Raw genomic sequence first — 26759 nt, 5'->3', positions numbered from 1 at the left:
TTGATCTGAACGCGCAAAAGGCAGCCGACAGGCTGCCCTTGCCGCGCCCTCAGGCCCGGAGCTTAGCGCACCACGCCACGATGCGCCGCTGCCAGACGCGAGGCGATGACCTTGTCGATACGGCGACCGTCGAGATCGACTACCTCGAAGCGCCAGCCTTGCGCGTCCACTGTTTCCCCGGTCGTCGGCAGATGCGCGAAGTGGGACAGGAGATAGCCGGCGACGGTTTCGTAGTCGCGATCTTCCGGCAGGTCGAAGCCGAGCAGATCGGCCATTTCGTCGGCGGGCATGTAGCCGGCCAGCAACCACGAGCCATCCTCGCGCTGGACGGCACTTTCTTCCTCGTCGCCGGCGTCCAGGTCGGAACGGAACACGCCGGTGATCGCCTCGAGGATGTCGGCGGGCGTGACGACGCCTTCGAAGTGGCCGTATTCGTCATGGACCAGCGCCATCGGCACGTCGGATTCGCGCAGCTTGGCCAACACGTCCAGCGCATCGGCCTGGTCGTGGACGATCGGGGCCGCCTTCACATGCTTTCGCGGGTCGAGCGCGCGGCCGCCAAGCATTGCAGCCAGCACGTCGCGTGTCTGCACCACACCCAACATGGCATCCACGCTCTCGCCGGCGGGGAGACGCGAGTGCTGCGTTTCCATCAAGAGCTTGCGCGTGGTGGCGTCGTCGGCCTGCAGGTTGATCCAGTCGATGTCGGTGCGCGGTGTCATCACGGCGCGGACGGCGCGGTCGCCCAGCCGCATGACGCCGGCAATCATGCGGCGTTCGTCGGATTCGATGGTGCCGTGATGTTCGGCCTCGGCAACCAGCATCTTGATCTCTTCGTCGGTGACCTTCTCTTCGCTTTCGCCGCGCTGGCCGAGCAGCCACAATACGGCGCGGCCGGAAATGTCTAGGACGAACACCACGGGTGCGGCGATCTTGGCGAGCACCGCCATGAAAGGCGCCGCGCGGGCCGCCACGCGCTCGGGATCGCGCAGCGCGATCTGCTTGGGCACCAGTTCGCCGATGATGAGCGACGCATAGGTAATGATGGCGACAACGATGCCCACGCCGACGGGGTTGGCAAATCGCGGACCAACGCCGGAAGCGGCCAGGAAGTCGGCAAGTCGTTCGCCCAGCGTGGCGCCCGAAAACGCGCCCGACAAGATGCCGACCAGCGTAATGCCGATCTGGACCGAAGACAGGAATTTGCCGGGGTTGGCGCCCAGTTCCAGCGCGCGCGCCGCGCCATGGACATCGCGGTCGATCATCGCCTTCAGCCTTGCGGGGCGGGCCGAGACGATCGCGAGCTCGGACATTGCCAAAAGGCCGTTCACACAGATGAGAGCGACCACGATACCGATTTCAGCATAAAGCATGCGCGCTCATAGCATTTCGAAGGGGGCTTCGAAAAGCGGCGAGCTCTGTTTTGTCCAATGTATGTTGAACTTGATCGGACGCGCCGCCTCAGCGGCAGGCGCGATAGCCGTTCTTGCGGTTCTTGACGTCGAAATGGAAATGGTTGCGGTGGTCGTAATTGTAGCCGGGGCCGAGCACCGTGGTGAAGTAGTCGCAGCCGTCGGAGCGCACGGAATCAAGGAAGCCGCTGGTGCGGAAGGCGAACCAGCCGGGCTTGCGCACGTCGATATCCTCACCATTGTTCAATTCGATGCTCATCACATCGAGCGCGTTGCCCTTGCCGTGCTCGGAAAGAACGCCTTCACCGGCGATCCTGCGGCAGGAATAGCTCGATCCCTGATGGATGGTCTTGACGCCGGAGAAGTAGCGCCAGCGTGCAGTCGGAACGAGCTCCTTCTCTGTCCAGGCAGCGAAGGTGGCCGCCATGTTGCAGCTCAATGTCGCTGCCGGCTTCATCTGCACGCTGCCGATCGCAGTCACTTTCACCGGATGCTCGATGCCGCATTGCCCTTCGCGGATCGGTGCGAGGTCGGTATAGGCCACGTCAAGCCGCTTCAATTCCTGTCGGCAATCGACCTCTTCCGCCGACAACTGCTCGACCGGCGACATCGGCTCATCCATGCGCGGATAGGCAGCGGTCATGTAGGGGTTGGAAGGGACGAGGCTTTGCAGGCCGGACGTTTTCGGCAGGGCGGCGGTCGTGGAGCCGACATCCACGGCAGGCTTCAATTCGAAGACGTCGCCGGTGGTGCAGGCTGAAGCCACAGCCACGACGCACAATGCCACAAGGCGGCCGGGTGTCGTCCACGGGGCGCGCTTCGGCCGCGCGGCGCTCCGCATGGCATGCAGTTTTCCAGCCATCGTCGTTCCCGTCCGTTGGGCAATCCCCTCCCAGCCAGCGTGTTTTACGCTGCAAGGGTAAAGGAAAGCTCAGCGGCGCGGTTTACGGCTGTGGTGGAAATGCGGCGGCGGCTCCGTCGCGGCCTGCGCTCATTGGCAGAAAGTGCCGCCGTTGCGGCGAGGCGCCAGGTCCAGATGCAGGTGTTTGGCGTGGTCGGCATCGCTGCCGGGGCCGAGCACGGTCTTGAAAGGCCCGCAGGCCGCCTGGCGCACGCGATCAAGCAATCTTGCCTGCTTTTCGGGTCGTGCGCCGTCGACTTCAACCACCGTGTTGTCGGCAAGTGTGAGGCTGGCGATGTCCAGGGCGTTGCCGAAGCCGTGTTCGGAGAGTTTCGTGCTGCCGTTGCGTGGCCGGCAGACATAGCCGGAAGCCTGTGCGACCGATATCGGCGCCGCGCCGAGTTCGGCCTGCGCTGCCGGCGAGACGACATCGATGAGGAAGCGGGACAGCGTTTCCGCCATCGCGCAATTGAGTTCGGCCGCCGGTGTGATTTCGATCGACCCTCCTGCCTTGCGAAGGGTGAGCGGGTAGGGCACCGAGCAGCCTAGCGCGGTGTCGCGCTCCGGCGGCCGGTCTGAGAATTCGGCGCCCAGCGCCTTCAACCGCTCGCGGCAGGCCAATTCGTCCGCGGGCATCTTGTCCTCGGCTATGTTCGCGGAACGCGGGTCCGGGGTGGCCGGAGGATTGGGCTGTTTCGTCCATCCCGGCGGCGGGCTTGGGCCCTGGAACGGTTTTGGGGGCAGGGTGGGCGATGTGTCGGCTTCCCTCGGCTTGGGCTGCGGCAGCGGTATGTCGGGCGCCGCGGGAGGTGTTGGTTCCGAGGCGTCGCGATTGATCTCCGGCACCGGAGCCCGGGACGGCAGCTGTGTGGGCTTGGCCCAAAGCAGATCGCCTTGCGATGCCGCAGCTGCGGCAAGCAACGCTATTGCGATTGGCGACAATGTCCGTTTCGACAGCATGGCCGGTTGCAAACGAATGCCATCCGCATCGGTTGCGGAGCGAAGGGAAGTTGGCGATCACAATGGGTTACCGCTCTGTCGCGGAAGATTGGCCGTCAGTGTCTTCGAGAGATGTTGACTGCCAACGCCAACAGCTTGAAATGCGGTTCCCTCCTTTTTGCCGGTTTTCCCAAAATGTCCCAGATTCTGTCGCCTCGCTTCCTGCCGATCCTGATGCTTGTCGCCTCGAACGTCTTCATGACCTTCGCCTGGTACGGCCATCTCAAGTTCAAGACCTCGCCGATCTGGATCGCGGTGATCGCGAGTTGGATGATCGCCTTCTTCGAATATTGGTTTGCGGTGCCGGCCAACCGCATCGGCAGCCAGATCTATTCAGCGGCTGAACTGAAGACGATACAGGAGGTCGTCACGCTTACGGTCTTCGCGGTGTTCTCGGTGTTTTATCTGAAGGAATCGCTGACCTGGAACCATGCGATCGGCTTTGCGCTGATCGCCGGCGGTGCCGCCTTCATCTTCAAGGGATGACAATCTGGATGCCCAACGAACGGATGGGATGAATTCGAGCTGCCCCGGCGTTATCGTTCTGATCGAAACGCCAGGAGGAATTCCCATGCAAAAGCGACTTCTGATCCATGCGGCGGCTGCACTGGTCTCGCTGCCGTTCCTTGTCGCCCAAGTCTACGCCGCTGGCGAGAGTGGCGGGAGCGGAGGCGGCACCAGCGGTGGCGCGAGCAGCGGCGGAGGCGGTAGCGCCGAGACAACCGCCAAATGCAAGAAGAAGGGCGAGGTCTACGACACCAAGTCCAAGAAATGCGTGCTGCCCAAGCAGGGCATGCTGGATGACAATAACATCTACCAGGCGGGGCACGATCTCGCCATGGCAGGTCGCTATGACGAGGCGATCGCCGTGCTGACGCTCGCCGAGAACAAGAAAGACCCGCGCATCCTCAATTATCTCGGCTATTCGCACCGCAAGTCCGGCCGCGTCGTTGTCGGCCTCGGTTATTACGAGGAAGCATTGCGCCAGAACCCCGACTACACGCTGGTGCGCGAATATCTCGGCGAGGCACGGCTGCAGATGGGCGATATCATCGGAGCGCGCGCGCAGCTTGGCGAGATCGAAAAGCGCACAGGCAAGACGTCTCGCGAATACGGCATGCTTTCGGAGCAGATCGAGCACTACGAACGCAGCTGAAGCCCACCGGTTTTGAATGCCGGCTGTCAGCGAGCGGCCGGCATTTACCTATCTCTGAAACAGGCGAGTTCTTGGCTGCGGTGCCATGGGCGCCGCGGTATCCCCAAATCGTCGGCGTTGTTTTTTTGACGTGAAAATCGCCGCAAGCTTGCTATATTCCGGGAATCTGAGGTGACACGGTTCCGTCAGTCCGAGGCTGCCGGACCGTTTTCTTTTTGCACCCAGCGACACGGTCTGCCCCGTTGAGGGGCTGGCGGCATGAAAGGTGAAACGATGAACAAAGTGCCGATGACAGGCGGAGGTTTTGCGACGCTCAGGGAAGAGTTGCGCTGGCGCCAACAAGAAGAGCGGCCGCGCATCATCGAGGCGATTTCAGAGGCGCGCTCGCATGGCGATCTTTCGGAAAACGCCGAATACCACGCCGCAAAAGAGCAGCAGAGCCTCAATGAGGGTCGCGTCAGCGAACTCGAGGATCTGGTTGCCCGCGCCGAAATCATCGACGTTTCCAAGCTGACCGGCGACAAGGTCAAATTCGGCGCCACCGTCGTGCTTGTCGACGAGGATACCGAGGAAGAGAAGACCTACCAGATTGTCGGCGACCAGGAAGCCGACGTGAAGTCGGGCCGCATTTCGATCTCCTCACCGATTGCCCGCGCGCTGATCGGCAAGGCCGTTGGCGATGCCATCGAGGTCAACGCGCCAGGCGGCGCCCGCGGCTACGAGATCGTAGAGGTCCGTTTCGTCTGAGTTTTTCGGATTTCCCCCGGTGTAGCGATCCCGCTCGCCGGGGCGCCTGAACGGTCAGGCTCGCCCGTCTTTCAAAGCCAGCAGCCTGGCCGCTTCCTCGAAAGCGGCCCGAGGCGTGACGCGTCCGTTTTCGCCTGCGATCAATGTCGAGGCAAAGGGGCCACGCGGTCCGGTCAGCCCCGGCTCCGTGGTCAGGAAGATGGCAACCGTCGGCAATCCAAAGGCTGCGGCAAGATGCGTCAAACCCGTGTCCGCGCCGACAACCAGCGTCGCGCCGCCGATCAGGCGCGCGACATCCGACAGAGGCGATTTCGGCACCACCAGCGTTTCCGGCACGGCATTGCCGATCGCCTCCGCCACGGTTCTTTCCTTGTCATTTGACCAAGTGGTAACCGGAGAGAACCTGCTGGCGACCATAAGTTGGGCCGTTTCGATCCAGTCTTGCATCGGCCATTTCTTGTCCTCGCGGCTGGTTCCGTGCAGCAGGATCGCGGTTCGCTCTGCCTGCGCCAAGGGCGCGCCGGGCGGCACCACGATGCCGGAATCGAGCGTCGACAGGTCCGGCTCGTAACCAAGTGCCAGGCCGAACAGGCGCCTGGTGCGCTCGATGGCATGCATGTCGCGGGGCACGCCATAGCGCTGGTCGTAAAAGACGGTTGCCGAGGGTTCGCGCGCGCTCGCCTTGTCGAAGCCGGCGATCGGTGCTCCGGCGAGCTTCGCCACGAAGGCAGATTTCAGCAAGCCTTGAGCATCGAGAACGAGATCGTAGTGGCCGGCGCGCAATGCGTGGCGCAGCGCGGCGCCCTCGCGCCAGGTGTTGGAGGAGACGACCTGCTTCCGCCAGCGCCGCAGGGCAACCTTGTGAATGGTACCGATCGCGGGGTGGAGTGCAACGATGTTGGCGAAGGCTTCTTCCACGCACCAATCGAAGGACATGTCGGGTCGTGCGTTCAACGCGTCCTGAACGGCGGGAAAGGTGTGGATCACATCGCCCATCGAGGACGTCTTGACGATCAGCACTTTCATGCGGCGGCCGGCGCATCGATCAGATGGTCGGCGGCCTGCAACACACGTTCGACATCGAGGGTGTTCAGGCAATTCATATGGCCGAGCGGGCAGACTTTCTTGTGACACGGCGAGCAGGAAAGCTGCAGCCATACCAGCTCGCGCCGCTCGGCCAGCGGAGGCGTGTTTTCGGGCGAAGTCGAGCCATAGACTGCAACGACCGGCGTCCCGACGGCGGCCGCGACGTGCATGAGCCCACTGTCGTTGGATACAGCGAGCCTTGCCGCCGCGATCAGGTCGATGGCGTCCACCAGCTGCGTCTTGCCGGCCAGATCGACACATCCGGGAGCCAACTCGGCGATTTCTGCCGTTACGGCGCTATCGTTCCTGGAGCCGAACAGCGCCACCCGCAACCCTTTCGCCATCATGGCGCGGGCAAGGCCGGCATAGGAAGCGCTCGGCCAACGCTTCGCCGGCCCGAACTCGGCGCCCGGCATCATTGCCACGAACGCCCCCTCAACAAGCCCGTAGCGAGCGAGGAGTTCCGCCTGGTTCGCGCCATCCACGGTCAGCTTCGGAGCCTGGAAGGAACCACCACGCGCCAGCGAAAAGAACCCATGCGCCGTGCGGCGTTTCTGCTTCTCGGGCAGCGGCACGATGTCGGTGAGCAGGCCGTAGCGCATCTCGCGCAGATGGCCGACGCGCTTGGGGATGCCTGCAAAGAACGGGATAAGCGCCGACTTCAGGCTGCCGGGCAGAACATAGGCCATGTCGTAGCGGCCCTTGAGCATGCGGCCGAAGCGGCGGCGCACGCCAAGCTCCAGCTTGCCGGACGGTACCGGCATTTCGATCTGCTGGCGAACTTCCGGCATGCGCCCTACCAGCGGAGCGGCCCAGGCAGGCGCCATCACGTCGATGCCGGCGTTTGGATAAAGCTGCTTCAGTGCCGAGAACAGGCACTGCGCCATGACCATGTCGCCCACCCAGCGGGGGCCGATCACGAGGATCGTCGGGCTTTCAGCCATTCGACATAGTCTTTCACGCCGGTTTCGACATCGCGGAACTGGCCATTGTAGCCGGCTGCGCGCAGGCGGGACATATCAGCTTGCGTGAAGCTCTGGTAGCTGCCCTTCAGATGATCGGGGAAGTCGATATATTCGATGCTCCCCTTGCCGAGCGAGGTGATGACCGTCTCAGCTATGGCGCGGAAAGGCTGGGCGCGGCCGGTACCGCAGTTGAAGATGCCGCTGACGCCGCGTTTCCAGAGCCAGAGATTGACGTCGGCGACATCGCCGACGTGGATGAAATCACGGCTCTGCTCGCCGGGACCAAACCCGTCATAGGCGCCGAACAGCTTCGGGTTTTCGCCACGCCCGACCTGGTTGAACAGGTGGAAGGCGACCGAAGCCATCGTGCCCTTGTGCCGCTCGCGCGGGCCGTAAACGTTGAAATAGCGCAGGCCCGCAACCTGCGAATGGCTGGGACCGACGTTGCGGCGCACATAGTCGTCGAAAAGTTTCTTCGACCATGCATAAACGTTGAGCGGGCGCTCGAACTCGGCTTCCTCGCGGAACTCAGAGCCGCCGCCGTAGACGGATGCGGAGGAGGCGTAGAGGAACGGCACGCGTGAGCCCAGACAGGCGTGCAGCAGTCGTTTCGAGTAGGTGAAGTTCACGTCCATCATGAACTTGCCGTTCCACTCGGTGGTCGTCGAGCAGGCACCCTGATGGAAGACGGCTTCGACGAAGCCGAGTTTCCCGGCCTCAATGAGCGGCAGGAATTCGTCCTTGTCGAGGTAATCGGCGATCCTGAGGTCGGCCAGATTGACGATCTTGTGGCCGTCGGTCAGGTCGTCGACGACGAGGATGTCGTCATGGCCTTCCGCGTTGAGCGCGGCGACGATGTTGGAGCCGATCATGCCGGCTCCACCGGTTACGATGATCATCAGGGCCTCGAATTGGTGAGCGGATCGAGGCTCTTATAAGAGAGGCCGGCGAAGCTGTCGACACGGCTTGCCTTGCCGGTCGTGCTGGCGGCGCCGCAGTTGCGCAGACAGGGTTTGCGGTATATCCGCTTCGCCATGAGCGAGTTGCACCTGTCTTCTCCCGAAATCCTCCACCGCGCGATTGCACGGTTCGCCGATGTCACCGTCCTGGTCGTCGGCGACCTCATTCTCGACCGCTTCGTCAATGGCGTCATCGAGCGCATCTCACCGGAAGCGCCGATCCCGGTTCTGCACGGGCGCGGCGAGATGCTGGCCGTTGGCGGCGCCGGCAATGTCGTCTCCAACATCGTTTCGCTGGGTGGCCGGGCGGTTCCTGTCTCGGTGCTCGGCGATGACGCGGCGGGCCGCAACGTCATGCGCATGTTCGAGGAACTCGGCGTCGATGCCACAGGGATCGGGCAGACGCGCGAACGCATGACCTCCTCGAAAAGCCGGTTCAGCGCGCTTAACCAGCAGGTTCTGCGCTTCGACGAGGAAGAGGTCCGCGCACCCAATGCGGCGGAGCGCAAGGAGCTCGTCGCGCATTTTCGCGCAGCGCTCGAGCGCGCGGACATCGTCATCCTCTCCGACTACGGCAAGGGTGTTCTGCTCGACGGCGTGGCCGCGGAATTGATCGCGATTTGCCGCGAGGCCGGCAAGCCGGTGCTCGTCGATCCGAAGGGGCGGGACTATTCACCCTATCGCGGTGCGACCGCTGTCACGCCGAACCGCAAGGAACTGGGCGAGGCGGCGGGACGCGCCGTGTTCGCCGACGATGAGATCGTGGCTGCGGCGCGCGAGTTGATCGCCGCGAACGGCTTTGACTTTGTCGTCGCCACGCGCAGCGAAAAGGGCATGAGCGTGGTCGATGCCGGATCGGCTCGCCATATCGCCACGCAGGCACGGGAAGTGTTCGACGTCTCCGGCGCCGGCGACACCGTGATCGCCTCCTTCGCGCTGGCGCTGGCCGCCGGGGCCGACCGCGCCGCAGCGGCGGCCATTGCCAATGCCGCCGGCGGTGTCGTCGTCGGCAAACGCGGCACGGCGCGGCTGACCGCCGACGAATTGACCGGCGCGCTGTTCCGCTCGCACGGCGCCATTCACAAGGACGCCATCCTCGACGCCGCCGCCGCGCAGCGGCTGGTGGCGACCTGGAAGGAAGAGGGGCTGACGGTGGGTTTCACCAACGGCTGCTTCGACATTTTGCACGCCGGGCACGTCAGCCTGCTGCATGCCGCGCGCAGCCAGTGCGATCGGCTGGTGCTCGGCCTGAACAGCGACGCCTCGGTGCGGCGCCTGAAAGGACCGAACCGGCCCGTCAACGATCAGCACGACCGCGCTTGCGTGTTGGCGGCGCTCGCTTCCGTCGATGCCGTCGTGGTCTTCGACGAGGATACGCCGCTGAAGCTTATCGAAACGCTGCTACCCGACATCCTGGTCAAGGGCGCGGACTATACGATCGACCAGGTGGTCGGTGCAGAGGTGGTGCAGAAAGCGGGCGGGCGCGTTGTCCTGGTCGATCTCGTCGCGGGAAAGAGTACCACCGGCACAATCGGCAAACTGCGCGCCGGCACAGGAAACTGAGAGCTTCATGTCCAATCTGAATGACTACCTCGACCGTTCGGCCGCCGCGATCACCGCCATGGTCGAACGCGATCTTTCGGCCGAAATGCAACGGGCGACCGATGCGGTCGTAACCGCTTTGTCATCGGGCAAGGCGTTTCTGATCTGTGGCAATGGCGGTTCGGCCAGCGATGCGATCCACATCGCCGGCGAACTGGTCGGGCGGTTCCTGAAAGAGCGCAAGGCCTATAACGTCATTGCGCTGCCTGCCAATGCCGCGGTGTTGACCGCCTGGGGCAACGACTACGGTTTCGACACTGTCTTTTCGCGCCAGGTCGAAGCGCATGGTGCGCAAGGTGCGGTGCTGCTGGCGATTTCGACCAGTGGCAATTCGCCATCCATCCTGGCAGCGGCCGAACAGGCGCGAACGATGGGCATGACCGTGATTGGCATGACCGGCGATACCGGCGGCAAGCTGAAGCCGCTCTGCGATGTGCTGCTCAACGTGCCTTCGACCTCGACGCCGATCATCCAGCAAGGCCACATCTGCCTCTACCATTATCTGTGCGAGGAGGTGGAAATCCGCCTCAGCGCCAGCCCGGACAACCGATGACGGAAGACGCTGTCCGGTTCCCGCTCGCCGAGCCGGGGCTGTGGGTGGAGCGTGTCGGCGACACCGTCTTTCCGTCGGGCGAGCCGGCCCTCTTTCTCGATCGCGACGGCACCATCAATGTCGATACCGGCTATCCGAGCAATGCCGGACAGGTCGTTCTGCGCGAAGAAATCGTGCCGGTCATCCAGACCGCCAACAGCGTCGGGCTTCCGGTCGTCGTGGTAACCAATCAGTCCGGCATCGCGCGCGGCTATTTCGGCTGGGCTGAATTCGCGGCGGTCAATGGTCGCGTGCTGGAGCTTTTGCACGCAAGGCATTGCTCGGTCGACCTGGTGTTGGCGTGCGCCTATCACGAAGCAGGCAACGGACTGCTCGGCGTGGCCGATCACCCGATGCGCAAGCCCAATCCGGGCATGTTGCTGCGGGCGGCCGAGATTTTGAAGGTCGATCTGGCACATTCGCTTGTGGTCGGCGACAAGCAAGCCGATGCTGAAGCCGGGTGTCGGGCGGGGCTGTCGAAAATATTCCTGGTGGGCGGCGCGGTCAGCGCGGAACAGGCCGCGATCGCCGAAATGGAAACTATTCGCCGGCTTTGACCGAGCTGCCATTGGAGCTGGAGTCGCGCGCTTCGAACAGCTTCGCCTCGGTCACATAAGAATAGAGAAACACCATCGCAGAATGGACGTAGCCGTGGCGGCCGCAGAGAAAATAGCGCTTGCCGACGTAAAATTTGAGGAAATTGACCCAGGGTGAGAACACGAGGCGCGACATGCTCGGCTCGTCTCCCTGCTCCATCTGGGCTTCGACCTTGAGCGACGAATAGGCGTTCGTGCGGCTCAACTCGTTCGCAACCGACGTCGGGCGGCGGTGGAGCAATGTGCCTTTCTGAATCAGGGCTGTCTCGCCAGGGACCTTGTAGGTTTCATGCACGCGGCGGGAGAGGTCGACCGATGCCTTGTCGCGCCGGAAGAGCCGAAAGATGCGGTTATGGGCAACCCACCGATGGGCATAGCCGTAACCGTTGATCCAATCGCGGCGGCGGACGTACCAGCCGTTGACGGCGTCATCGCCCTTCTGTGTCGCTTCCATGATCGACTGCTTCAACTCGGTATCGACGCGCTCATCGGCATCGATGCTCAGGCACCAGGGCTGGGTAGCGTGCGTGAGTGCGAAGAGCCGCTGCTGCGGAAAACCAGGCCACTCATTGCGGATCAGACGGATCGGAAAGCCTTTCGCCGCAAAGCTTTCGATGCATTCGAGCGTGCCGTCGGTCGATCCCGAATCCACGACGACGATCTCCGCGCAGAAGTCGACGCTTTCCAGGCAGTCGGCGATCATGCCGACTTCGTTCTTGCAAATGATGAGCGCGGAAACGGGAGCTTGAAATCGGGACATCTGAAACAATCTGAGAGAAGGTCGGATAATGCCTTGCGGCCGGCACTTTCCCTATGTTTGGTGCGCCGCGCCGATTTCAACCAGTCCTTCGTCCTTGACCTGGCGGATGGTCAATGCGGTCCGCACCGTGTCAACATTCGGCGTGGAGGTTAGTTCCTCGATCACGAAACTTTGGAAGGTGGCGAGGTCGCTGGTAACGCAATGTAGCAGAAAGTCGGATTCCCCCGATACCATCCAGGCGTCGCGAACGATGGGCCAGCTGCGGGTACGTTCGGCGAAGGCCTTGAGTTCCGCATCGGCCTGATGATGCAGACCGATGAGGCAGAATGCCACGACATCCATGCCGAGCACGGGCGCATTCAGCAAGGCGCGATAGCCGCGGATGATGCCGCTTTCCTCCAGTCGCTTGACGCGTCGAAGACAGGGAGGGGCGGAAATGCCGACCCTGCGCGAAAGCTCGACATTGGTCATACGGCCGTCTTTTTGCAGCTCGCGCAATATCTTCCAGTCGATGGCGTCGAGATCGGCCTTGATCGGCATGGTCGCTGTCCGCTGCGCAAGAATGTTTCGCGACATCGTCATTAAACGAGTTTGCGGGTCGCGCCATCCCTGCGAAAAGGAAATTTCGATATTCACCGGGGGTTAACCACAAGCATCCGGTTCCGCATCGTGTATTCAGCATTATGGGGACACTTGTCGCACGTCCTTGCTGGGGAAGGGGCCAGCACTTACATTGCGGCAACAATTGCCGCTCGTTTCGGCCGCGCCATGCGGCCGTCCTTCGCAAAAGGCCGTTTCATGACCGTCAAGCACGCGCCCGTTCTCATCATCGGCTCCGGCCCGGCCGGCTACACTGCTGCCATCTACGCGGCGCGGGCGATGCTGAAGCCGATGCTGGTCGCGGGCCTGCAGCAGGGCGGCCAGCTCATGATCACCACGGATGTCGAGAACTATCCGGGTTTTGCCGAGCCGGTGCAGGGGCCGTGGCTGATGAGCGAGATGCTGAAGCAGGCCGAACACGTCGGTACCGACATCGTCAATGACATTATCACCGAGGTGAACCTGGATGTTCGCCCCTTCGTGGCCAAGGGCGATTCCGGCACGACCTACACGGCGGATACGCTGATCATCGCCACCGGTGCGCAGGCCAAGTGGCTGGGCATCCCTTCCGAGCAGACTTTCATGGGCTTTGGCGTGTCGGCTTGCGCCACCTGCGACGGCTTTTTCTATCGCGGCAAGGACGTCGCCGTGGTCGGCGGCGGTAATTCCGCTGTTGAAGAGGCGCTCTATCTGGCCAATCTGGCCAAGTCGGTTACGGTCATTCACCGTCGCAGCGAGTTCAGGGCGGAACGCATTCTGCGCGAACGCCTGATGAAGAAGGATAATGTCCGCGTCATCTGGGACACGGTGGTGGACGAGATCACCGGCCGCCCCGGGAAGACACCGCTGCCGCCTTCGGTCGAAGGACTGAAGCTGCGCAACGCCGTCACCGGTCAGGAAAGCCTACTCAAGGTCGATGGCGTGTTCGTGGCGATCGGTCACGCGCCGGCGGTCGAACTGTTCGCCGGCAAGCTCAAGCAGAAGTCGAATGGTTATCTGTGGACCGCGCCGGATTCGACGCGCACCGATATTCCGGGCGTCTTCGCGGCCGGCGATGTCACCGACGATATCTATCGGCAGGCGGTGACCGCGGCGGGTATGGGATGCATGGCGGCGCTCGAAGCCGAGAAATATCTCGCGGGCATAGAGGTACATCGGGAAGCGGCGGAGTAAGCCGCAAAATCTCCGAAATCTTTCTTCAGACGCCAAAACGAAAACGAGGGGAATCATGGCGCTGGATTGGGACAAACTTCGCGTGTTTCACGCCGCAGCGGAGGCTGGCTCCTTCACGCATGCGGCCGAGACACTGCATCTTTCACAATCGGCCATTTCGCGGCAGGTCAGCGCGCTGGAACACGATGTCGGCGTGCCCCTGTTCCATCGCCATGCCCGCGGGCTGGTGCTGACCGAACAGGGCGAGATGCTGTTTCGCACGGCGCACGACGTGCTGATGAAGTTGGAATCGATCAAGACAAGGCTGGCGGAGTCCAAGGATCGGCCATCCGGCATTCTGCGCGTGACGACCACGGTCGGTCTTGGGGCCGGCTGGTTGACCGATCGGGTGCAGGAATTCATCGACCTCTACCCGGAAATCCACCTCCAGCTCATCCTCGCCAATGAAGAGCTGGACCTGACCATGCGGCAGGCGGACTGCGCCATCCGGCTCAGGCAGCCCCAGCAGCCGGATCTGATCCAGCGGCGCCTGTTCACGGTCCACTTCCACCTCTACGCCTCGCCGGCCTATGTGAACAAATATGGCAAGCCGGCCTCCGTGGCCGAGTTGAAAAACCACCGCATCGTCACGTTCGGCGTGCCGGTGCCGACACATCTTTCGGAGCTCAACTGGCTGGAGACGGTCGGCGATTTCGAAAGCGGCCAGCGCGTTCCGACGCTGCAGATCAACGACATCCTGTCGATCAAGCGCGCCGTCCAGGGCGGCGCAGGCATCGCCATGCTGCCCGACTATGTCATCGGCAAGGATGCCGGTCTGGTGCAGCTTCTTCCGGAAACCGAAGTACCGTCCTTCGACACCTACTTCGCGTATCCCGATGCGATGAAGAATCAGGCCAAGCTGCATGTGTTCCGCGACTTCATCATCGCGAAGGCTCGCAACTGGTCATATTGAAGGCAAGCTGGTTCAGCTCCCGTTTCGGCAGATTGGGTGCCGGCGGCGCTCAGCCGCCTTGCCATGGCGTCAGCCGTGGCAGCCAGCCGGGAACGGCGCGCCGATAGGCTTCGTACTGGGCGCCGTAACGCCTTGCCAGGGTCGGTTCTTCGTAAAGGCGAACAAAAGACCCTACCGCCACCGCCACGACGATCGCGTAGAGAAGGACGGCCCAACTGGCGAAGAGCATCGCTTGGCCGACAATGATCGACAGCACCGCGACATACATCGGGTTGCGGACGAAGCGGTAGACACCGCCAACGACCAGCTTTTCGGTCGGCGCGATCGGGGCAGGGGTGCCGGAGCCTTCGAGGGCAAAACGGGCAAAGCAATGAACCAGCACGGCAATCGCCGTGATGATCAGCAGCGCGCCGAGCAGGGTTTGAGGCAGGAAGCCTGAGAAGGGCATCCTGTAACGGTCGAGGACCAGCCAAGGCAACACACCAGCTACGATGCACGGTGCCAGCAGGAAGAAGACGGCACTGCCCGCCACCGCCGAAGCTCTGGTCTTCATGACAATCCCCGTGCATTGGGCCGCGAAAGGGCTAGCCCATATGATGCCTGTTTCGATGGCAGCGGTCCGCGCTGTTGGCATGCCTGATCGACGTTGTTTGCAGCGCAGCACGACAATCATTGTGCAATATGCTTGCTTTTCTGGCCCTATGGCCAAGAAATGCGCGTTGGACCACAGCCTGTGCCTTTTTGCATGTGTGCGTTGCAAAATGAGTGCTTGTTTCTTGGGCAGGATACGCCCATATATCAGTCATCTCCTGGGCGCGTTCTCCTCCCATTAGCGCCCTCGAGTGTTCCCCTCTGGAGGTTTAGCCCTAACGGGCACTTCCATTCAACTTAGCCGGGTCTTCGCGATCCGGCTTTTTTGTTTTCTGAAGCAGGATACGCCCTCGCGGCGATCTTTCAGCATCGAGCCCCATTCCCGACCAATAGTGCCGCACCATCCACCGTCGCCAGCTGGTCCAGCGCGCGGCGGTTTCGGAAATCGGCTGCCCAAGCGCTATTCATCCGCCGTGTAACGGTGACATGTAACATCAGGTAACATGCAGTCGACGCGAATTAGCGACTATGCACATACCCAGGACGCGGTGTGGATTGTTCGGGGATGGGGGCATCTTCCGAACAGTCGGGCTCTGGCAACGGCCGCGTCCAGTCCTATTTTTCCCGGTGTGGCGGCCGCCGGGGCCAGGCGGCGGACTTGAGGTTTCCTCCCGGAGACGAAGCGGTCCCAGAAAAACGGCGCCCCGCAATCGGAGCGCCGTTTTTTGTTCAACGCTGCAAGCCTTGTGGCCCAGCCAAACGGCTTTTCCCGAAGGCAGCCGGTATTCCTCAGGCTGCCTTGCCGTTAGAGTTCATGACCTCGTCGGCCAGGCGCCCGGTCAATTCGGCCATATGATCGAAGGTTGCCGTATAGCTGGCCACGCCGGCGGTCGCCGAGCGCAGCTCGATGATGAGGTCACCGATCTCAGCCTGCGGCATTGTCGCCTCCACCACATCCCATCCCGGCCAGTCGGAGCGGGCGTCGTATCCCAGGATTTGGCCACGACGTTGCGGAATGAGGGCAATGATCTTGGCCGTCGCATCCGATGGCGTGACGATCTCGACCTTCATGACCGGCTCCAACAGTACGGGCGAGCAGGCCGCCATGCCCTCCTTCATGGCGAGTTTGGCCGCCATCTGGAAGGCCATGTCGGACGAGTCGACCGCGTGGTAGGAACCATCCGACAGGTTCACGGTGACGTCGACCACGGGGAAGCCGAGCGGCCCGCCCTTGAGATAGTCGCGTACGCCCGTCTCCACCGACTGGATGTAGGTCTTCGGCACCACACCGCCTGTGATCGTGTCGGTGAACTGGAAACCCGTGCCGCGTGGCAACGGCTTGATCTCCAGCACCACGTCGCCGAACTGGCCGTGGCCGCCCGACTGTTTCTTGTGGCGGCCACGCTGCTGTACGGATTTGCGGATTGTCTCCCGATACGGCACTGCGGGGGCGTGGCCCTCGATCTGGATCTGGTTCTTGCCTTCCAGACGTTCGCGCACCACCCGCAGATGCATCTCGCCATGTCCCGACAGCACTGTCTCGGCCGAATCCTGGTTGTGGCTGACGCTGAGCGAGGGATCCTCCTCGGCAAGCCGCTGGATGGCGGCCGACATTTTGACATCGTCCTTGCGTTCCTTGGGCCGCAGGGCAAAGGCAAAGACCGGCCGTGGCGCGGCGAGCGCCGCGAGCGGTTTGGCGCCACCCTTGGCGGAGGTCAGGGTCTCGCCGGTGCGGACTTCGTCGAGCTTGCCCAGCGCGACCGTGTCGCCGGTCCTGGCCGACGGCTGTTTCGATTGGTCCTTGCCCAACATGCGGTAGATGCCGGAAATCTTCGCCGTGTTTCCATTGGGCAGGAAGAGCTCGGCGCTGTCGGCCACTTGCCCCGACAGGATGCGGGAGACTGACAGCTTGCCGCCATGGGCGGTGTGGATGGTCTTCATCACCTGCACGATCGCTGCCGGTCCATCGAGCACACCGAGGCGCTTGCGGGTCGCGTCGATGTCGGGAGYGTCATGGCGGATGGTCTTGAGGAGGCGCAGAACGCCATTGCCCTTTTCGGCGGTGCCGATCAGCACCGGCGTCACCGCGCCGGTTCGCAAATCCGCGGCCAGGTCGTCGAAGACAGCGTCGCGGGGCGGTTCGATCTCCTCAAGCAGTTGCTCCATCAGCTGATCGTCGTGGTCGGCCAGCGTTTCCAGCATCGAGAAGCGGGCCTCGATCTCGCGCGCCTTGTCGTCGCTGGGGATTTCAGCGACCTCGCTTTCGGCATATTCGCGATAAATGTAGGCGCGCTCCAAAGCGAGGTCGATCGAGCCGATGACGACCCCGTCCTTGCGCAACGGAATCTGGCGCAACAATAGCGGCACGGAGCTGGTCGGCTGCAGCATCTTCAGCGTTTCGCGCACGCCGGCTATCGCCTTGTCGACCTTGTTGAGGAACAGGATGCGCGGCACGCCGAGTTCGTCGAGCTTGCGCATGATGAGCTGGAGAGCCGGAATCTTCTTCTCGTCTGCCTCGGCCACGACCACCGCGATGTCGCATGCAGCGAGCACGGGTTCGGCCTCGAACGCAAATTCGATGGAGCCGGGGCAATCGACGAAGGTGAGCTGGTCGCCCATGAATTCGGTGGATGCGAAAGTGGCTTCGACGCTCATGGCGTGCGAGCGGGCTTCCGGCGAATGATCCGACACGGTGTTGCCGGACGAGACCGGGTTCTGCCTGGGAATGGCGCCCGTGCGGGCGAGAATGGCTTCGAGAAGTGTCGTCTTACCGCTGGCGAAGGGACCGACTATGGCGATGCATTTCGGTCCCGAGCGTCGTCCTCCGGCGCGATTACCCATGCTGACCTCCACTCAGGCATTTCGCTGAGAGCGGCGGCCGGCCTGTCGGCCGTCGCAGGCAGGTCGGTTAGCCACCTGCCGGAGATCATCGAAACATGGGTTAGGAGGCAGGGCAAGGAAAATAGGTGACGATCGGGCGCGGATGACCGACAAAGGCGCTCGGGCTGGTTTCAGAAGGAGAACGCCGGTGAAAATCATCGCTTGCGGCAGCGTGCCGACAATCATCGCCTCCAATGCCTATTTCACCGGGCGGGTGACGCAAAATCCGATCATCGAGACCGAGGCGCCGGCGCGGCTGCGCGCAACCTCGGTCAGTTTCGAGCCGGGTGCTCGCACGCATTGGCACACGCATCCGCTCGGCCAGACGCTTTACGTCGTCTCCGGAGCGGGACTTGTTCAGAGTTCGGGCGGGCCGATCCGCGAGATCAGGGCCGGCGACACTGTCTGGTTCGAGCCTGGCGAGAAACACTGGCACGGCGCCGGTCCGAAGACGGCGATGACCCATATCGCCATGCAGGAAGCGCTCAACGGCTCGCCGGTCGATTGGCTGGAACCGGTGAGCGACGAGCAGTATGGCGGCTAAGGCCGACGGCCCGACCGCTGCCCAAACAAAAAGCCCGGTCCAGGACCGGGCTTTTTCAATCATTGCATCATGGTAGCCGTTTTCAGGTCAGGCTTGCGGTGAAGCGCTGGATGCGCGTGCAGGCCTCTTCCAGAAGCGTTTCGGAGGTTGCGTAGGAGATGCGGAAGTTCGGGCCGAGGCCGAAAGCCGAGCCGAACACCACCGCCACACCTTCCGCCTCGAGCAGCTCGGAGCAGAACGTCTCATCGGTATCGATCACCTTGCCGGCGGCGGTCTTCTTGCCGATCAGCTGCGCGCAGGACGGATAGACATAGAAGGCGCCTTCCGGCGACGGGCAGGTGATGCCGCGTGCCTGGTTCAGCATCGACACGACCAGATCGCGACGTGCCTGGAAGATCGCCTTGTTTTTCTTCACGAAATCCTGCGGGCCGTTCAGCGCTTCCACCGACGCCCACTGCGCGATGGTGCAGGCGCCGGATGTCTGCTGGCCCTGGATCATGTCCATCGCCTTGATGAGCGGCAGCGGGCCGGCGGCATAGCCGATACGCCAGCCGGTCATGGCATAGGCTTTCGAGACGCCGTTCATGGTCAGCGTGCGCTCGTAGAGACGCGGCTCCACCTCGGCGATGGTCTTGAAGACGAAATCGCCATAGGTCAGATGCTCATACATGTCGTCGGTCAAAATCCAGACCTGCGGGTGCTTCAGCAGCACCTCGGCCAGGGCCTTGAGTTCGGCCTCGCTATAGGCGGCGCCGGACGGATTGGACGGCGAGTTCATCACCAGCCATTTCGTTTTCGGCGTGATCGCCTTTTCGAGCGCAGCGGCGGTCAGCTTGAAGCCGTTGTCGATGCTGGTCTCGGCAAAGGCCGGGGTGCCGCCGCAGATCGCCACCATTTCGGGATAGCTGACCCAGTAAGGGCGGGGGATGACGACCTCGTCGCCCGGGTTGAGCGTGGCCATGAAGGCGTTGAACAATATTTGCTTGCCGCCAGTGCCGACGATCGTCTGCTCCGGCTTGTAGTCGAGATTGTTTTCGCGCTTGAACTTCTTGGCGATGGCGTCGCGCAGAGGCGCGATGCCCGAAACCGGCGGGTATTTGGTCTCGCCGCGGCGGATCGCTTCGATGGCCGCGTTCTTGACGTTGTCGGGCGTATCGAAGTCCGGCTCGCCCGCGCCCAGGCCGATGATGTCGCGGCCAGCATTTTTCAGCTCGCGCGCTTTCTGCGTGACCGCGATGGTCGCGGAAGGCTTAACGCGGGAAAGGGCATCGGCGAGGAAGGCCATGACATATCTCCATTGGGCAGCAGCCAAGACGGCAGCGGCGCTTGTATTGTCGTATCGGCAAAACAAGCGCAAGCTTCGTTTGATAAGCCAGAGACCCGTAAGCGCATTCGAATATATTAACGCGCGGTAAAACCTTGGTGAGTAGATTTGCCGGGTTCTTGCAGGTCGTGAAGCGAGGGACTGTGTCGCGCAGCATCGGGTTAGCCCATGTCATCCGTCACGATGATGGTACCTCGACCGGTGTCTGGGGCCCGTATACTTTAAAAAGCGCCTTCCAGCCCATCTTCGCGTTCCAGGAAGGCAAGCTTGTCGTCGTCGCCTTCGAGGGGTTGATCCGGCCTTTCCGCGACGGCGAATTGCAGTCGCCCAGCGCGTTCTTCGCCAATTGCCCGCCGGCGGATCGGCTGCATATCGAAGCGCTCACCCGCACCTTGCATTTGCTCAATGTCGGCGTCAGCCTGCCGGAGGAAAGCTCCATCTTCATCAATTTCGACCCTTCGGTTTTCATCGACAGGGCCGTGTCCGAAAGCGCGTTGCGCGAAATGCGGCTTGTGCTGCACGAAGCCGGCATCGACCCACAGCGTGTCGTCTGCGAGGTGACCGAGCAACGCTCGGCCTCGAAGGAGGCGCTCTCCAATTTCGTCGAAGCGCTGAGGACGAACGGCTTTCGTATCGCAGTGGACGACTACGGCGCCGACGATTCCGACATCAACCGTATCAAGGAACTGCGGCCCGACATCGTCAAGTTCGACGCTCATTGGATCACCCAGTTGATGGAATCCGGCGCGGGTTTTGCCCTGCTGATGACGATGGTCGAAGCGTTCGAAGGGCGAGGCATCCGAACGGTTTTCGAAGGCATCGAGGAAAGCTGGCAGCTCGATCTCGCCGAGAAATCGGGCGCCTCCATGGTGCAAGGCTACGTGCTGGCCAAACCGGAGATCGCGCCGACCAGTTTCCGTGCACTGACCAGGACCATGCAGGCCCTGGAAGCGCACCACCAGCCGTCTCCGGAACCTGACGGCAACGGGCCGTCCCCGCCGGCGCGCCCAGGCAAAACCTTCGGCAAGCGCATCATCCAATAATCGACGACATGTGCCGCAAGCGCCTGTTGGCCGACCCTCACGCGCTCTTTGCACGAATTGCGCGGGAATCGAGAGCGGCGCCGTTAAGCGAATGCATCACTGTCGCTGATCGAAATACAGCAAAAGAAATCGCTGGATGATGTACCCTGGCTGCGGCAAAGGGGTGCTTTCCGGGGAAGCGCGATGACAATATTCTACGGCATGATCGACAGCGGCAACTGCTACAAGCCGCGCCTTCTGATGGCCAAGCTTGGTCTGCCCTTCACCAATGTCGAAGTCTCCTCGCACAACGGTGCGACGAGAAAACCGGACTTTGTCGCCAAGAACCCGAATGCGATGGTGCCTCTGCTCGAACTGGACGATGGCAGGCGCATCGCCGAATCCAATGCGATCCTGCTTTATCTTGCCGAAGGCACGCGGTTCCTGCCCGCCGATCGCTACGAGCGGGCGCTTGCCTATCAATGGCTGTTCTTCGAGCAATACAGCCATGAACCCTATATCGCCGTGCGCAAGGCGTTGCTGACTTTTCCCGAGCGGGCCAAGGATGCAACGCCGGAACGGCTCGCAACGACGCTGGAGCGCGGCAACAAGGCGCTTGGCGTGATGGAGCAGCGACTGCGGCAGAGCCCGTTCTTTGCAGGAAACAGCTACAGCGTCGCCGATATCGCGCTTTATGCCTACACGCATACGGCCGAGTTCGGCGGCTTCGATCTCAAGGTCTATCCGGCCGTCGGCGCATGGCTCAAGCGCGTTGAGGCCGATCCCGGCCACGTCCCGATCGAATGGCTGCCGTGAGACAATTCAACATGGGCCGCGCCATTGATTGCGGGAAGGCGACTTCATGATCCTGATCGGGCAATATGATTCACCGTTCGTGCGGCGGGTCGGCATCGCGCTGACGCTCTACGGCATTCCCTTCGAGCACAGACCCTGGGCGACCTTTGGCGACGCCGACAAGATCCGGCCCTACAATCCGCTGACCCGCGTGCCGACGCTGGTGCTGGACGATGGCGAAGTGCTGATCGAAAGCCATCTCATCCTCGATTACCTCGACAGCCTGGTGCCGGCCGAGGAGGCGATGTTTCCGCGCGCGCAGCCGTTGCGGCGCAAGGCGCTCAAGGTGGCGGCACTTGCGACCGGCATGGCCGACAAGGCGGTGAGCCTGTTCTACGAAAAGCGCCTGCATGCCGATGTTTCCGGCCTGTGGGCGGAGCGGTGCCGGACGCAGATCGCTGGCGTACTCGCCGCGCTGGAAAGCGATCTGGCGGATCGCGGACATGAATTCTGGTTCGGCGACCGCATTGGCCATGCCGATATCGCGGTGGGAGCGGCGCTGCGTTTCGTTAACGACGCGCATCCGGGGCTGGTGTCGATGTCCGGATTTCCGAAGCTGGCGGCGCATGCGGCAAAGCTCGAGGCGATGCCGGTCTTCAAGGCGATCGCCCAGGAGTTCGTGGCGCCGGCCTGAGCGGCGATCGCTTCGAAGGTCGATGGGAAAAAACAAAAAGGCGGGATAAATCCCGCCTTTCCAATGTCTGCTAGCCTGACCCGGAGCATTCTGGGTGACGCTGGCGGCAATCTGCCGCTTCAGCCTGTCTTGCCTTTCATGCTCCGGCGCGCTTCTCGCGCGACTGCCAGTACATCCGTGACTTGCCGCGCGCCCCGGGCTATTGCCCGGCGCGCGCCTTGCGCCAAATCAGGCTGCCGACAGAGATCCAGCCGAGGACTTGCCGGTGCGGCGGTCCTGCTCGATCTCGTAGCTGATCTTCTGGCCATCAGCCAGGGTGGTCAGACCAGCACGCTGCACAGCGGAGATGTGGACGAAAACGTCCGCGCCGCCGGCATCAGGCTGAATGAAACCGAAGCCCTTGGTGGCGTTGAACCACTTGACCGTTCCAGTTGCCATATCGATGTTCCTTCACATTCACTTGCGTTTTCTTCAGACCGGACCCTATCCGGCCGTTGGTATCGAGATTTTGGAGAAAGACGGGAGCAAACGCGGGTATCGCGAGGCATGGGGTCAATCGGCCCAAATATCAACGCCACGCATATAAGCGACTTTTTCTCCAAAAACAAGGTGGTGTTGTTCAATCGTCAATGCAGTGCACCGCCAGACTGGCGAGATGCAGGACGGCGGCGTAATCTGGCGGCTTGCGCGCTTCACGCCGGAGGAGGCCATGAAAAAGACGATCCTGCTTGCCGCCTGTCTGTCCCTGGTGGCCGCCGAAGCCGGGGCGATCTCGCGCTACGATCCGACCCGCATGAGCTGCGACCGGGTGCAGGCGCTGGTTACCCGCGAGGGCGCCGTCATCCTGCGTTATCGTTCCAAGCACAATCCCAACCTGCCGCTCTATGACCGCTACGTAGCCAGCGCTCGCTTCTGCGACATGGGCGAGGTGCGCAGCCGCGCCTATGTGCCGAGCGCGGACACCAGTTCCTGTCCGGTGTTCAAATGCAAGCGGCCCGACAACGACCGCCGCTTCCGCCGCATGATCACGCCGTTCGACTAACGGTTCGCCCGGCGCGCTTTTTCGAGCGTCAGTGGCCATATGCCTGCTCAGAACCCGAACGAAGCCTGCTTTGATGGCGGCGGCCCGACGTGGACGCCTTCCATCGCCAGCATCTTTTCCTTGGTGTTGGAGCCGCCCGGAGCCGAGAAGCCACCGATCTTGCCGCCGGCCGCGGTGATGCGATGGCAGGGGATAACCAGCGGCACCGGATTGGCGCCGAGCGCCGCCCCCGTCTCGCGCGCCAGGCCGGTATGGCCGGCGCGTTTCGCCAGTTCGCCATAGGTGGTGGTTTCGCCGAAGGCCAGCTTGCGGGCGGCGTCGTAGATGGCAAGACGAAAATCGTCGACGCCGTCGAGATCGACCGGCACTTTCGAGAAATCGACCGTTTCGCCGGCCGCGTAGGCCTTGATCGAGGCGATCAGTTCGGCCACCCAGCCCGGCGCTGTGTTCTCATCGAAATGCTTGCCCGGCACGGCTTCCAGCCTGAGCAGCCGGCGTTCCAGGCTTTCGCGACTGGACTGCGGCAGGCACAGGCGGATCAATCCGCGTTCGTTCCAGGCGATGCCCATGAAACCCATCGCCGTCTCGAAGATGGCATGGCCGGGTATTGTAGCAACGGTCTTTTCAATGGCGGTCTGCATGATGCGGTTCCTTCCATTTCCAGCGTGGCTTCCAGGGAAGAAACCGACGCAAAACAGTACAAATCATGAACAATCTGGCATGTTTCGCGGCTTTTCGCCACCCGAAAACCATTTCCCCTCGAGGTTGCCCGACCAAAATCGGTGGTGTAATGAGCATTTAACGATTTGCATGAACAGAGCGCGGCTTGCGAACAACAGCCCACACCCTGTCGATCGGTATTCTGCTGGCAGCGGCCGGCGTTTCCGGTTGCACATCCACCACCGCGGTGAAGCCGGCCCTGGCTCCAGCCACGACGTCGACCGCCGAGAGCGATGCCGGCTTTGCGCTGGCACTGCCCGAGCAGGTGTCGGTGCTGCCCGAATCCTCGGGGCTCGCTCCGGTGCAGTTCGCGGCGCTTCCGGCTGAAGCTGCGGGTGCTGCCTTTGCCGGCCCGACGCCGCAGGAAGCCGCCAAGGCCACAGCAACGCTGGCGACCACGCCCGGCACCAGCGCCCGTCTCGCCAATTCCACGGCCGTAGCAGCGGCAGCCGTCCCGGCTGCTGCGACCGCAGCCGCTACACCGGCCTCCGCGACCGCCATTCACGCCAATCCGGCAAGCGCTGCCCAGCCGACGGCGGCCCAGGCCGCAGCCCAGCCCGCGACTTCCACCGCAACGTCCGGCCGCGTCAGCACGCTTTCGGCCCGCATGGGCGGCAATCTGCCGGCACCCAAGCCGGTGCTGAAGCCGGCGCCGGTTATCGTTGCCTCCGCCGCCACCAGCCTGGTCTTCCCGGCCGCACCCGCCACGCCGAAAGCCGCCAAGGCGCTGCCCGGTGTGCAGCCGATCGCCTATTCCGGCCCGGTGCCGATCTACCTCACGCTGCCGGAACCCGAGGCCGAAACGCCGGCGCCGGCCGGTGCGGGCCGTGGCGAGGTCGATCGGCTGATCGCCAAATACGCTGCGCTCTACGAGGTGCCGATCGAACTGGTACGCTCGGTGGTGAAGCGCGAATCGACCTTCAACCCGCGCGCCTACAACAATGGCCATTGGGGGCTGATGCAGATCAAGCATGCCACCGCGCGCGGCATGGGTTACGGCGGCGCGCCCAAGGGCCTGTTCGACGCAGAGACCAATCTGAAATACGCGGTGAAATATCTGCGCGGTGCCTTCCTGGTTGCCAATGGCGACTACAAGCGCGCCGACCGGCTTTACCAGACCGGCTATTATTACGACGCCAAGCGCAAGGGCCTGCTCGAAGAGACCGGCCTTGGCCGCGACCGCAAGCGCAAGCCCGAACCGGACGCCTGAGCCGGACACGGCCAGCGGCAGGGATGAGCGGCCGATGACCCAGCACCATATCGACAAGACCGACGACGTCGGCATCCGCCTGCGGCGTTCGCTGGCGGAGGAGGTCGCGGCGCCGGCCTGGCCCGACGGTTTTACGCTGCGCCCCTTCCAGGCAGCCGACGCGCGCGCCGTGCATGCGCTGCTCACCCAGACGCTGGCGAAGGAAGAAGAGAATTTCGACCTCTGGTGGGCGCTGCATTCCAGCGACGCCGAATACGACCCGGCGCTGTGGTTCGTGGTGGACGGCCCCGACGGGCGGCTGGCGGCGGTGGCGCTGTGCTGGACCAGCGACTATCTCAAATATCTGGCCGTGCACCCCGACGCGCGGCGCAACGGACTGGCCGAAGCGCTGCTGCTGCACGTCTTCGCCACCTTCAAGGCGCGGGGCGCCGCCCGCGTCGACCTGAAGACGATGGTGGTCGAAAACGCCAACGCCATCCGCCTCTACCGCCGCCACGGCATGGTCGAGGTGGACTGGGCGGGGTGAGAAGCGGTCCGCTTCAGCGGACGAAAAGCCAACTGCTTGGCTTTTCGAGCTTCGAACGCCCCGAGTTTACGAGGGGCCGGGAAGCGGTTCGCCGCAGGCGAATTGGAAGGTCCGGTGGACCTTCCAAAGGGCTCGAACGCCCGAGGCAGTAGCCGAGGGCTGGGGGCGGTCCGCTAACGCCCCGAGTTTACGAGGGGCAGGGGGCGGTCCGGTGGACCTTCCCAAGGGCTCGAACGCCTAAGGCCATAGCCGAGGGCCGGGGGCGGCATCACTCCGGCCCTTCGCTGTCGCTTCGGGCGTTCGAAACTCGAAAAGCCAAGCAATTGGCTTTTCGTCCGCTAACGCGGACCATTTCTCACTCCCGCCTGCCATAGTCGATCTCCGGCGGGTTGGAGCCGATGTCGATCAGGTAGAGCAGGATCGCCTTGAATTCGTCCGCCGCGCGCTGGCTGATGCCGACGCTGCTGGTGCAGTTGGTGGCCTTGTGGCGCAAAATGATGTGGCATTGGCCGCTCTTGCGGCAGGTTTTGTTGGGGCAGGATTTCGGCGCGCCGTCGCGCGTGAAGGTCATGCGCGCCGCGCGGGTGAACAGCGCCAGCACGAAGGGGTTATTGTTGGACAGAAACTCGTGCATGTAGCCCGGCGTCTCCAGGTTCTTCCACAGATCGTCGTAATAATCGTCTCTCGGCATTGTCGAACTCCCGGGTAAGCGCGCGGCCCGTCGCCGCCACGCCCGCTTTCGCGTCTGGCCGTTGAAAAAGGGGTGGGAAGCGGGGCGCCGGGTCGGTGCCTCTTAGCAAACAGTACGTGGCGCCTTCCGGGCGCCCCGCCAGTGTTCTTGCCCCGGACCGACCTCGCCGTCATTCGCGACGGCAGACTTCGGACCTCAAAGCCGCCATTCGCGGCAGCCG

At 62.9% G+C, this 26759-nt stretch carries 30 protein-coding genes; 15 read left to right on the top strand and 15 right to left on the bottom strand.

What is annotated here, in order from left to right:
* Positions 1-62: 62 nt before the first annotated feature.
* From AB4136_RS30080 to AB4136_RS30070, 3 genes are all read right to left on the bottom strand, one after another.
* Positions 63-1373, bottom strand: coding sequence for a hemolysin family protein (locus tag AB4136_RS30080; protein ID WP_024925372.1), 1311 nt, complete (start codon positions 1371-1373; stop codon positions 63-65).
* Positions 1374-1461: 88 nt separating this feature from the next.
* Entirely contained in the window at positions 1462-2274 is an 813-nt protein-coding gene (locus tag AB4136_RS30075) for an extensin-like domain-containing protein (RefSeq protein ID WP_024925371.1), read from the bottom strand.
* Between the two features lie 129 nt (positions 2275-2403).
* Positions 2404-2949 (bottom strand): extensin-like domain-containing protein, encoded by a 546-nt coding sequence (locus AB4136_RS30070; RefSeq protein ID WP_244431126.1) that lies wholly within the window; start codon positions 2947-2949, stop codon positions 2404-2406.
* Between the two features lie 498 nt (positions 2950-3447).
* Here AB4136_RS30070 and AB4136_RS30065 point away from each other — a divergent pair, with 498 nt between their 5' ends.
* The 3 genes from AB4136_RS30065 to greA all read left to right on the top strand — a co-directional run bounded on the left by AB4136_RS30065 (position 3448) and on the right by greA (position 5215).
* Positions 3448-3798 (top strand): DMT family protein, encoded by a 351-nt coding sequence (locus tag AB4136_RS30065; RefSeq protein WP_024925369.1) that lies wholly within the window; start codon positions 3448-3450, stop codon positions 3796-3798.
* An 85-nt stretch (positions 3799-3883) separates the two neighbouring features.
* Positions 3884-4468, top strand: coding sequence for a tetratricopeptide repeat protein (locus tag AB4136_RS30060; RefSeq protein WP_024925368.1), 585 nt, complete (start codon positions 3884-3886; stop codon positions 4466-4468).
* 273 nt (positions 4469-4741) lie between these two features.
* Complete coding sequence (gene greA / locus AB4136_RS30055; RefSeq protein WP_024925367.1) at positions 4742-5215, top strand: transcription elongation factor GreA; 474 nt, start codon at positions 4742-4744, stop codon at positions 5213-5215.
* 54 nt (positions 5216-5269) lie between these two features.
* Here greA and waaC read toward each other — a convergent pair whose 3' ends face one another.
* Genes waaC through AB4136_RS30035 form a run of 4 tightly spaced genes read right to left on the bottom strand, consistent with a single transcriptional unit; the run spans position 5270 to position 8302 of the window.
* Complete coding sequence (gene waaC / locus AB4136_RS30050) at positions 5270-6241, bottom strand: lipopolysaccharide heptosyltransferase I (RefSeq protein WP_024925366.1); 972 nt, start codon at positions 6239-6241, stop codon at positions 5270-5272.
* Positions 6238-7245 (bottom strand): lipopolysaccharide heptosyltransferase II, encoded by a 1008-nt coding sequence (gene waaF, locus AB4136_RS30045; protein WP_024925365.1) that lies wholly within the window; start codon positions 7243-7245, stop codon positions 6238-6240. Before waaF ends, waaC begins: the two co-directional genes overlap by 4 nt.
* Positions 7218-8165 (bottom strand): ADP-glyceromanno-heptose 6-epimerase, encoded by a 948-nt coding sequence (gene rfaD, locus AB4136_RS30040; protein WP_024925364.1) that lies wholly within the window; start codon positions 8163-8165, stop codon positions 7218-7220. The genes waaF and rfaD overlap by 28 nt, the downstream gene beginning before the upstream one ends.
* Positions 8165-8302 (bottom strand): hypothetical protein, encoded by a 138-nt coding sequence (locus AB4136_RS30035; RefSeq protein WP_161773052.1) that lies wholly within the window; start codon positions 8300-8302, stop codon positions 8165-8167. The genes rfaD and AB4136_RS30035 overlap by 1 nt, the downstream gene beginning before the upstream one ends.
* Between AB4136_RS30035 and rfaE1 the strand changes: the two genes are divergently transcribed.
* The 3 genes from rfaE1 to AB4136_RS30020 are packed head-to-tail and all read left to right on the top strand — an operon-like array spanning position 8301 to position 10976.
* Positions 8301-9788, top strand: a complete 1488-nt coding sequence (rfaE1, locus tag AB4136_RS30030; RefSeq protein WP_024925363.1) for a D-glycero-beta-D-manno-heptose-7-phosphate kinase — start codon at positions 8301-8303, stop codon at positions 9786-9788. The genes AB4136_RS30035 and rfaE1 overlap by 2 nt on opposite strands.
* 7 nt (positions 9789-9795) lie before the next feature.
* Entirely contained in the window at positions 9796-10380 is a 585-nt protein-coding gene (locus tag AB4136_RS30025) for a D-sedoheptulose-7-phosphate isomerase (protein WP_024925362.1), read from the top strand.
* Positions 10377-10976 (top strand): HAD-IIIA family hydrolase, encoded by a 600-nt coding sequence (locus tag AB4136_RS30020; protein WP_137901376.1) that lies wholly within the window; start codon positions 10377-10379, stop codon positions 10974-10976. Before AB4136_RS30025 ends, AB4136_RS30020 begins: the two co-directional genes overlap by 4 nt.
* Here AB4136_RS30020 and AB4136_RS30015 read toward each other — a convergent pair.
* Together AB4136_RS30015 and AB4136_RS30010 are read right to left on the bottom strand one after the other, a co-directional pair.
* A complete protein-coding gene (locus AB4136_RS30015) occupies positions 10960-11775 on the bottom strand; it encodes a glycosyltransferase family 2 protein (RefSeq protein WP_024925360.1) in 816 nt (271 codons plus the stop codon). The genes AB4136_RS30020 and AB4136_RS30015 overlap by 17 nt on opposite strands.
* A 51-nt stretch (positions 11776-11826) precedes the next feature.
* Positions 11827-12315, bottom strand: a complete 489-nt coding sequence (locus AB4136_RS30010; RefSeq protein WP_024925359.1) for an Lrp/AsnC family transcriptional regulator — start codon at positions 12313-12315, stop codon at positions 11827-11829.
* A 258-nt stretch (positions 12316-12573) separates the two neighbouring features.
* Between AB4136_RS30010 and trxB the strand changes: the two genes are divergently transcribed.
* Both trxB and AB4136_RS30000 read left to right on the top strand, forming a co-directional pair.
* Entirely contained in the window at positions 12574-13548 is a 975-nt protein-coding gene (gene trxB, locus AB4136_RS30005) for a thioredoxin-disulfide reductase (protein ID WP_024925358.1), read from the top strand.
* Between the two features lie 55 nt (positions 13549-13603).
* Positions 13604-14500 (top strand): LysR family transcriptional regulator, encoded by an 897-nt coding sequence (locus AB4136_RS30000; RefSeq protein WP_024925357.1) that lies wholly within the window; start codon positions 13604-13606, stop codon positions 14498-14500.
* A 49-nt stretch (positions 14501-14549) separates the two neighbouring features.
* On the opposite strand, the gene AB4136_RS29995 is transcribed toward AB4136_RS30000, so the two are convergent.
* Positions 14550-15053, bottom strand: a complete 504-nt coding sequence (locus tag AB4136_RS29995; RefSeq protein ID WP_024925356.1) for a methyltransferase family protein — start codon at positions 15051-15053, stop codon at positions 14550-14552.
* Between the two features lie 827 nt (positions 15054-15880).
* Positions 15881-17932 (bottom strand): elongation factor G, encoded by a 2052-nt coding sequence (locus AB4136_RS29990; protein WP_441932048.1) that lies wholly within the window; start codon positions 17930-17932, stop codon positions 15881-15883.
* A 187-nt stretch (positions 17933-18119) separates the two neighbouring features.
* Between AB4136_RS29990 and AB4136_RS29985 the strand changes: the two genes are divergently transcribed.
* Positions 18120-18515, top strand: a complete 396-nt coding sequence (locus AB4136_RS29985; RefSeq protein WP_024925354.1) for a (R)-mandelonitrile lyase — start codon at positions 18120-18122, stop codon at positions 18513-18515.
* Positions 18516-18597: 82 nt separating this feature from the next.
* On the opposite strand, the gene AB4136_RS29980 is transcribed toward AB4136_RS29985, so the two are convergent.
* Positions 18598-19800: a pyridoxal phosphate-dependent aminotransferase gene (locus AB4136_RS29980; protein WP_024925353.1), complete on the bottom strand. Its 1203-nt coding sequence runs from the start codon at positions 19798-19800 to the stop codon at positions 18598-18600.
* 182 nt (positions 19801-19982) lie between these two features.
* Between AB4136_RS29980 and AB4136_RS29975 the strand changes: the two genes are divergently transcribed.
* The 3 genes from AB4136_RS29975 to AB4136_RS29965 all read left to right on the top strand — a co-directional run bounded on the left by AB4136_RS29975 (position 19983) and on the right by AB4136_RS29965 (position 22350).
* Positions 19983-20882, top strand: a complete 900-nt coding sequence (locus tag AB4136_RS29975) for an EAL domain-containing protein (protein WP_024925352.1) — start codon at positions 19983-19985, stop codon at positions 20880-20882.
* Between the two features lie 183 nt (positions 20883-21065).
* Entirely contained in the window at positions 21066-21677 is a 612-nt protein-coding gene (locus AB4136_RS29970) for a glutathione S-transferase family protein (protein ID WP_024925351.1), read from the top strand.
* Positions 21678-21723: 46 nt separating this feature from the next.
* A complete protein-coding gene (locus AB4136_RS29965) occupies positions 21724-22350 on the top strand; it encodes a glutathione S-transferase family protein (protein ID WP_024925350.1) in 627 nt (208 codons plus the stop codon).
* A gap of 228 nt (positions 22351-22578) precedes the next feature.
* Here AB4136_RS29965 and AB4136_RS29960 read toward each other — a convergent pair whose 3' ends face one another.
* Positions 22579-22788, bottom strand: a complete 210-nt coding sequence (locus AB4136_RS29960; protein WP_024925349.1) for a cold-shock protein — start codon at positions 22786-22788, stop codon at positions 22579-22581.
* Positions 22789-23059: 271 nt separating this feature from the next.
* Here AB4136_RS29960 and AB4136_RS29955 point away from each other — a divergent pair, with 271 nt between their 5' ends.
* Positions 23060-23392: a hypothetical protein gene (locus AB4136_RS29955; protein ID WP_036255237.1), complete on the top strand. Its 333-nt coding sequence runs from the start codon at positions 23060-23062 to the stop codon at positions 23390-23392.
* A 47-nt stretch (positions 23393-23439) separates the two neighbouring features.
* Here AB4136_RS29955 and AB4136_RS29950 read toward each other — a convergent pair whose 3' ends face one another.
* A complete protein-coding gene (locus AB4136_RS29950) occupies positions 23440-24033 on the bottom strand; it encodes a methylated-DNA--[protein]-cysteine S-methyltransferase (RefSeq protein WP_051504783.1) in 594 nt (197 codons plus the stop codon).
* Between the two features lie 185 nt (positions 24034-24218).
* On the opposite strand from AB4136_RS29950, the gene AB4136_RS29945 reads away from it, so the two are divergent.
* Positions 24219-25322, top strand: coding sequence for a lytic transglycosylase domain-containing protein (locus tag AB4136_RS29945; protein ID WP_036255226.1), 1104 nt, complete (start codon positions 24219-24221; stop codon positions 25320-25322).
* A gap of 34 nt (positions 25323-25356) precedes the next feature.
* A complete protein-coding gene (locus AB4136_RS29940) occupies positions 25357-25848 on the top strand; it encodes a GNAT family N-acetyltransferase (RefSeq protein ID WP_024925347.1) in 492 nt (163 codons plus the stop codon).
* A gap of 355 nt (positions 25849-26203) precedes the next feature.
* On the opposite strand, the gene AB4136_RS29935 is transcribed toward AB4136_RS29940, so the two are convergent.
* Positions 26204-26539 carry a hypothetical protein gene (locus AB4136_RS29935; RefSeq protein ID WP_024927233.1) on the bottom strand — a complete coding sequence of 112 codons (336 nt, stop codon included), beginning with the start codon at positions 26537-26539 and terminating at the stop codon, positions 26204-26206.
* Between the last annotated feature and the right edge of the window lie 220 nt (positions 26540-26759).

It is taken from the genome of Mesorhizobium sp. 2RAF21, from assembly GCF_052115345.1.
GTDB classification, from domain to species: domain Bacteria; phylum Pseudomonadota; class Alphaproteobacteria; order Rhizobiales; family Rhizobiaceae; genus Mesorhizobium; species Mesorhizobium terrae.
The sequence above is the reverse complement of the archived record's forward strand: the minus strand, read 5'-3'. Positions and strand labels throughout refer to the sequence as shown.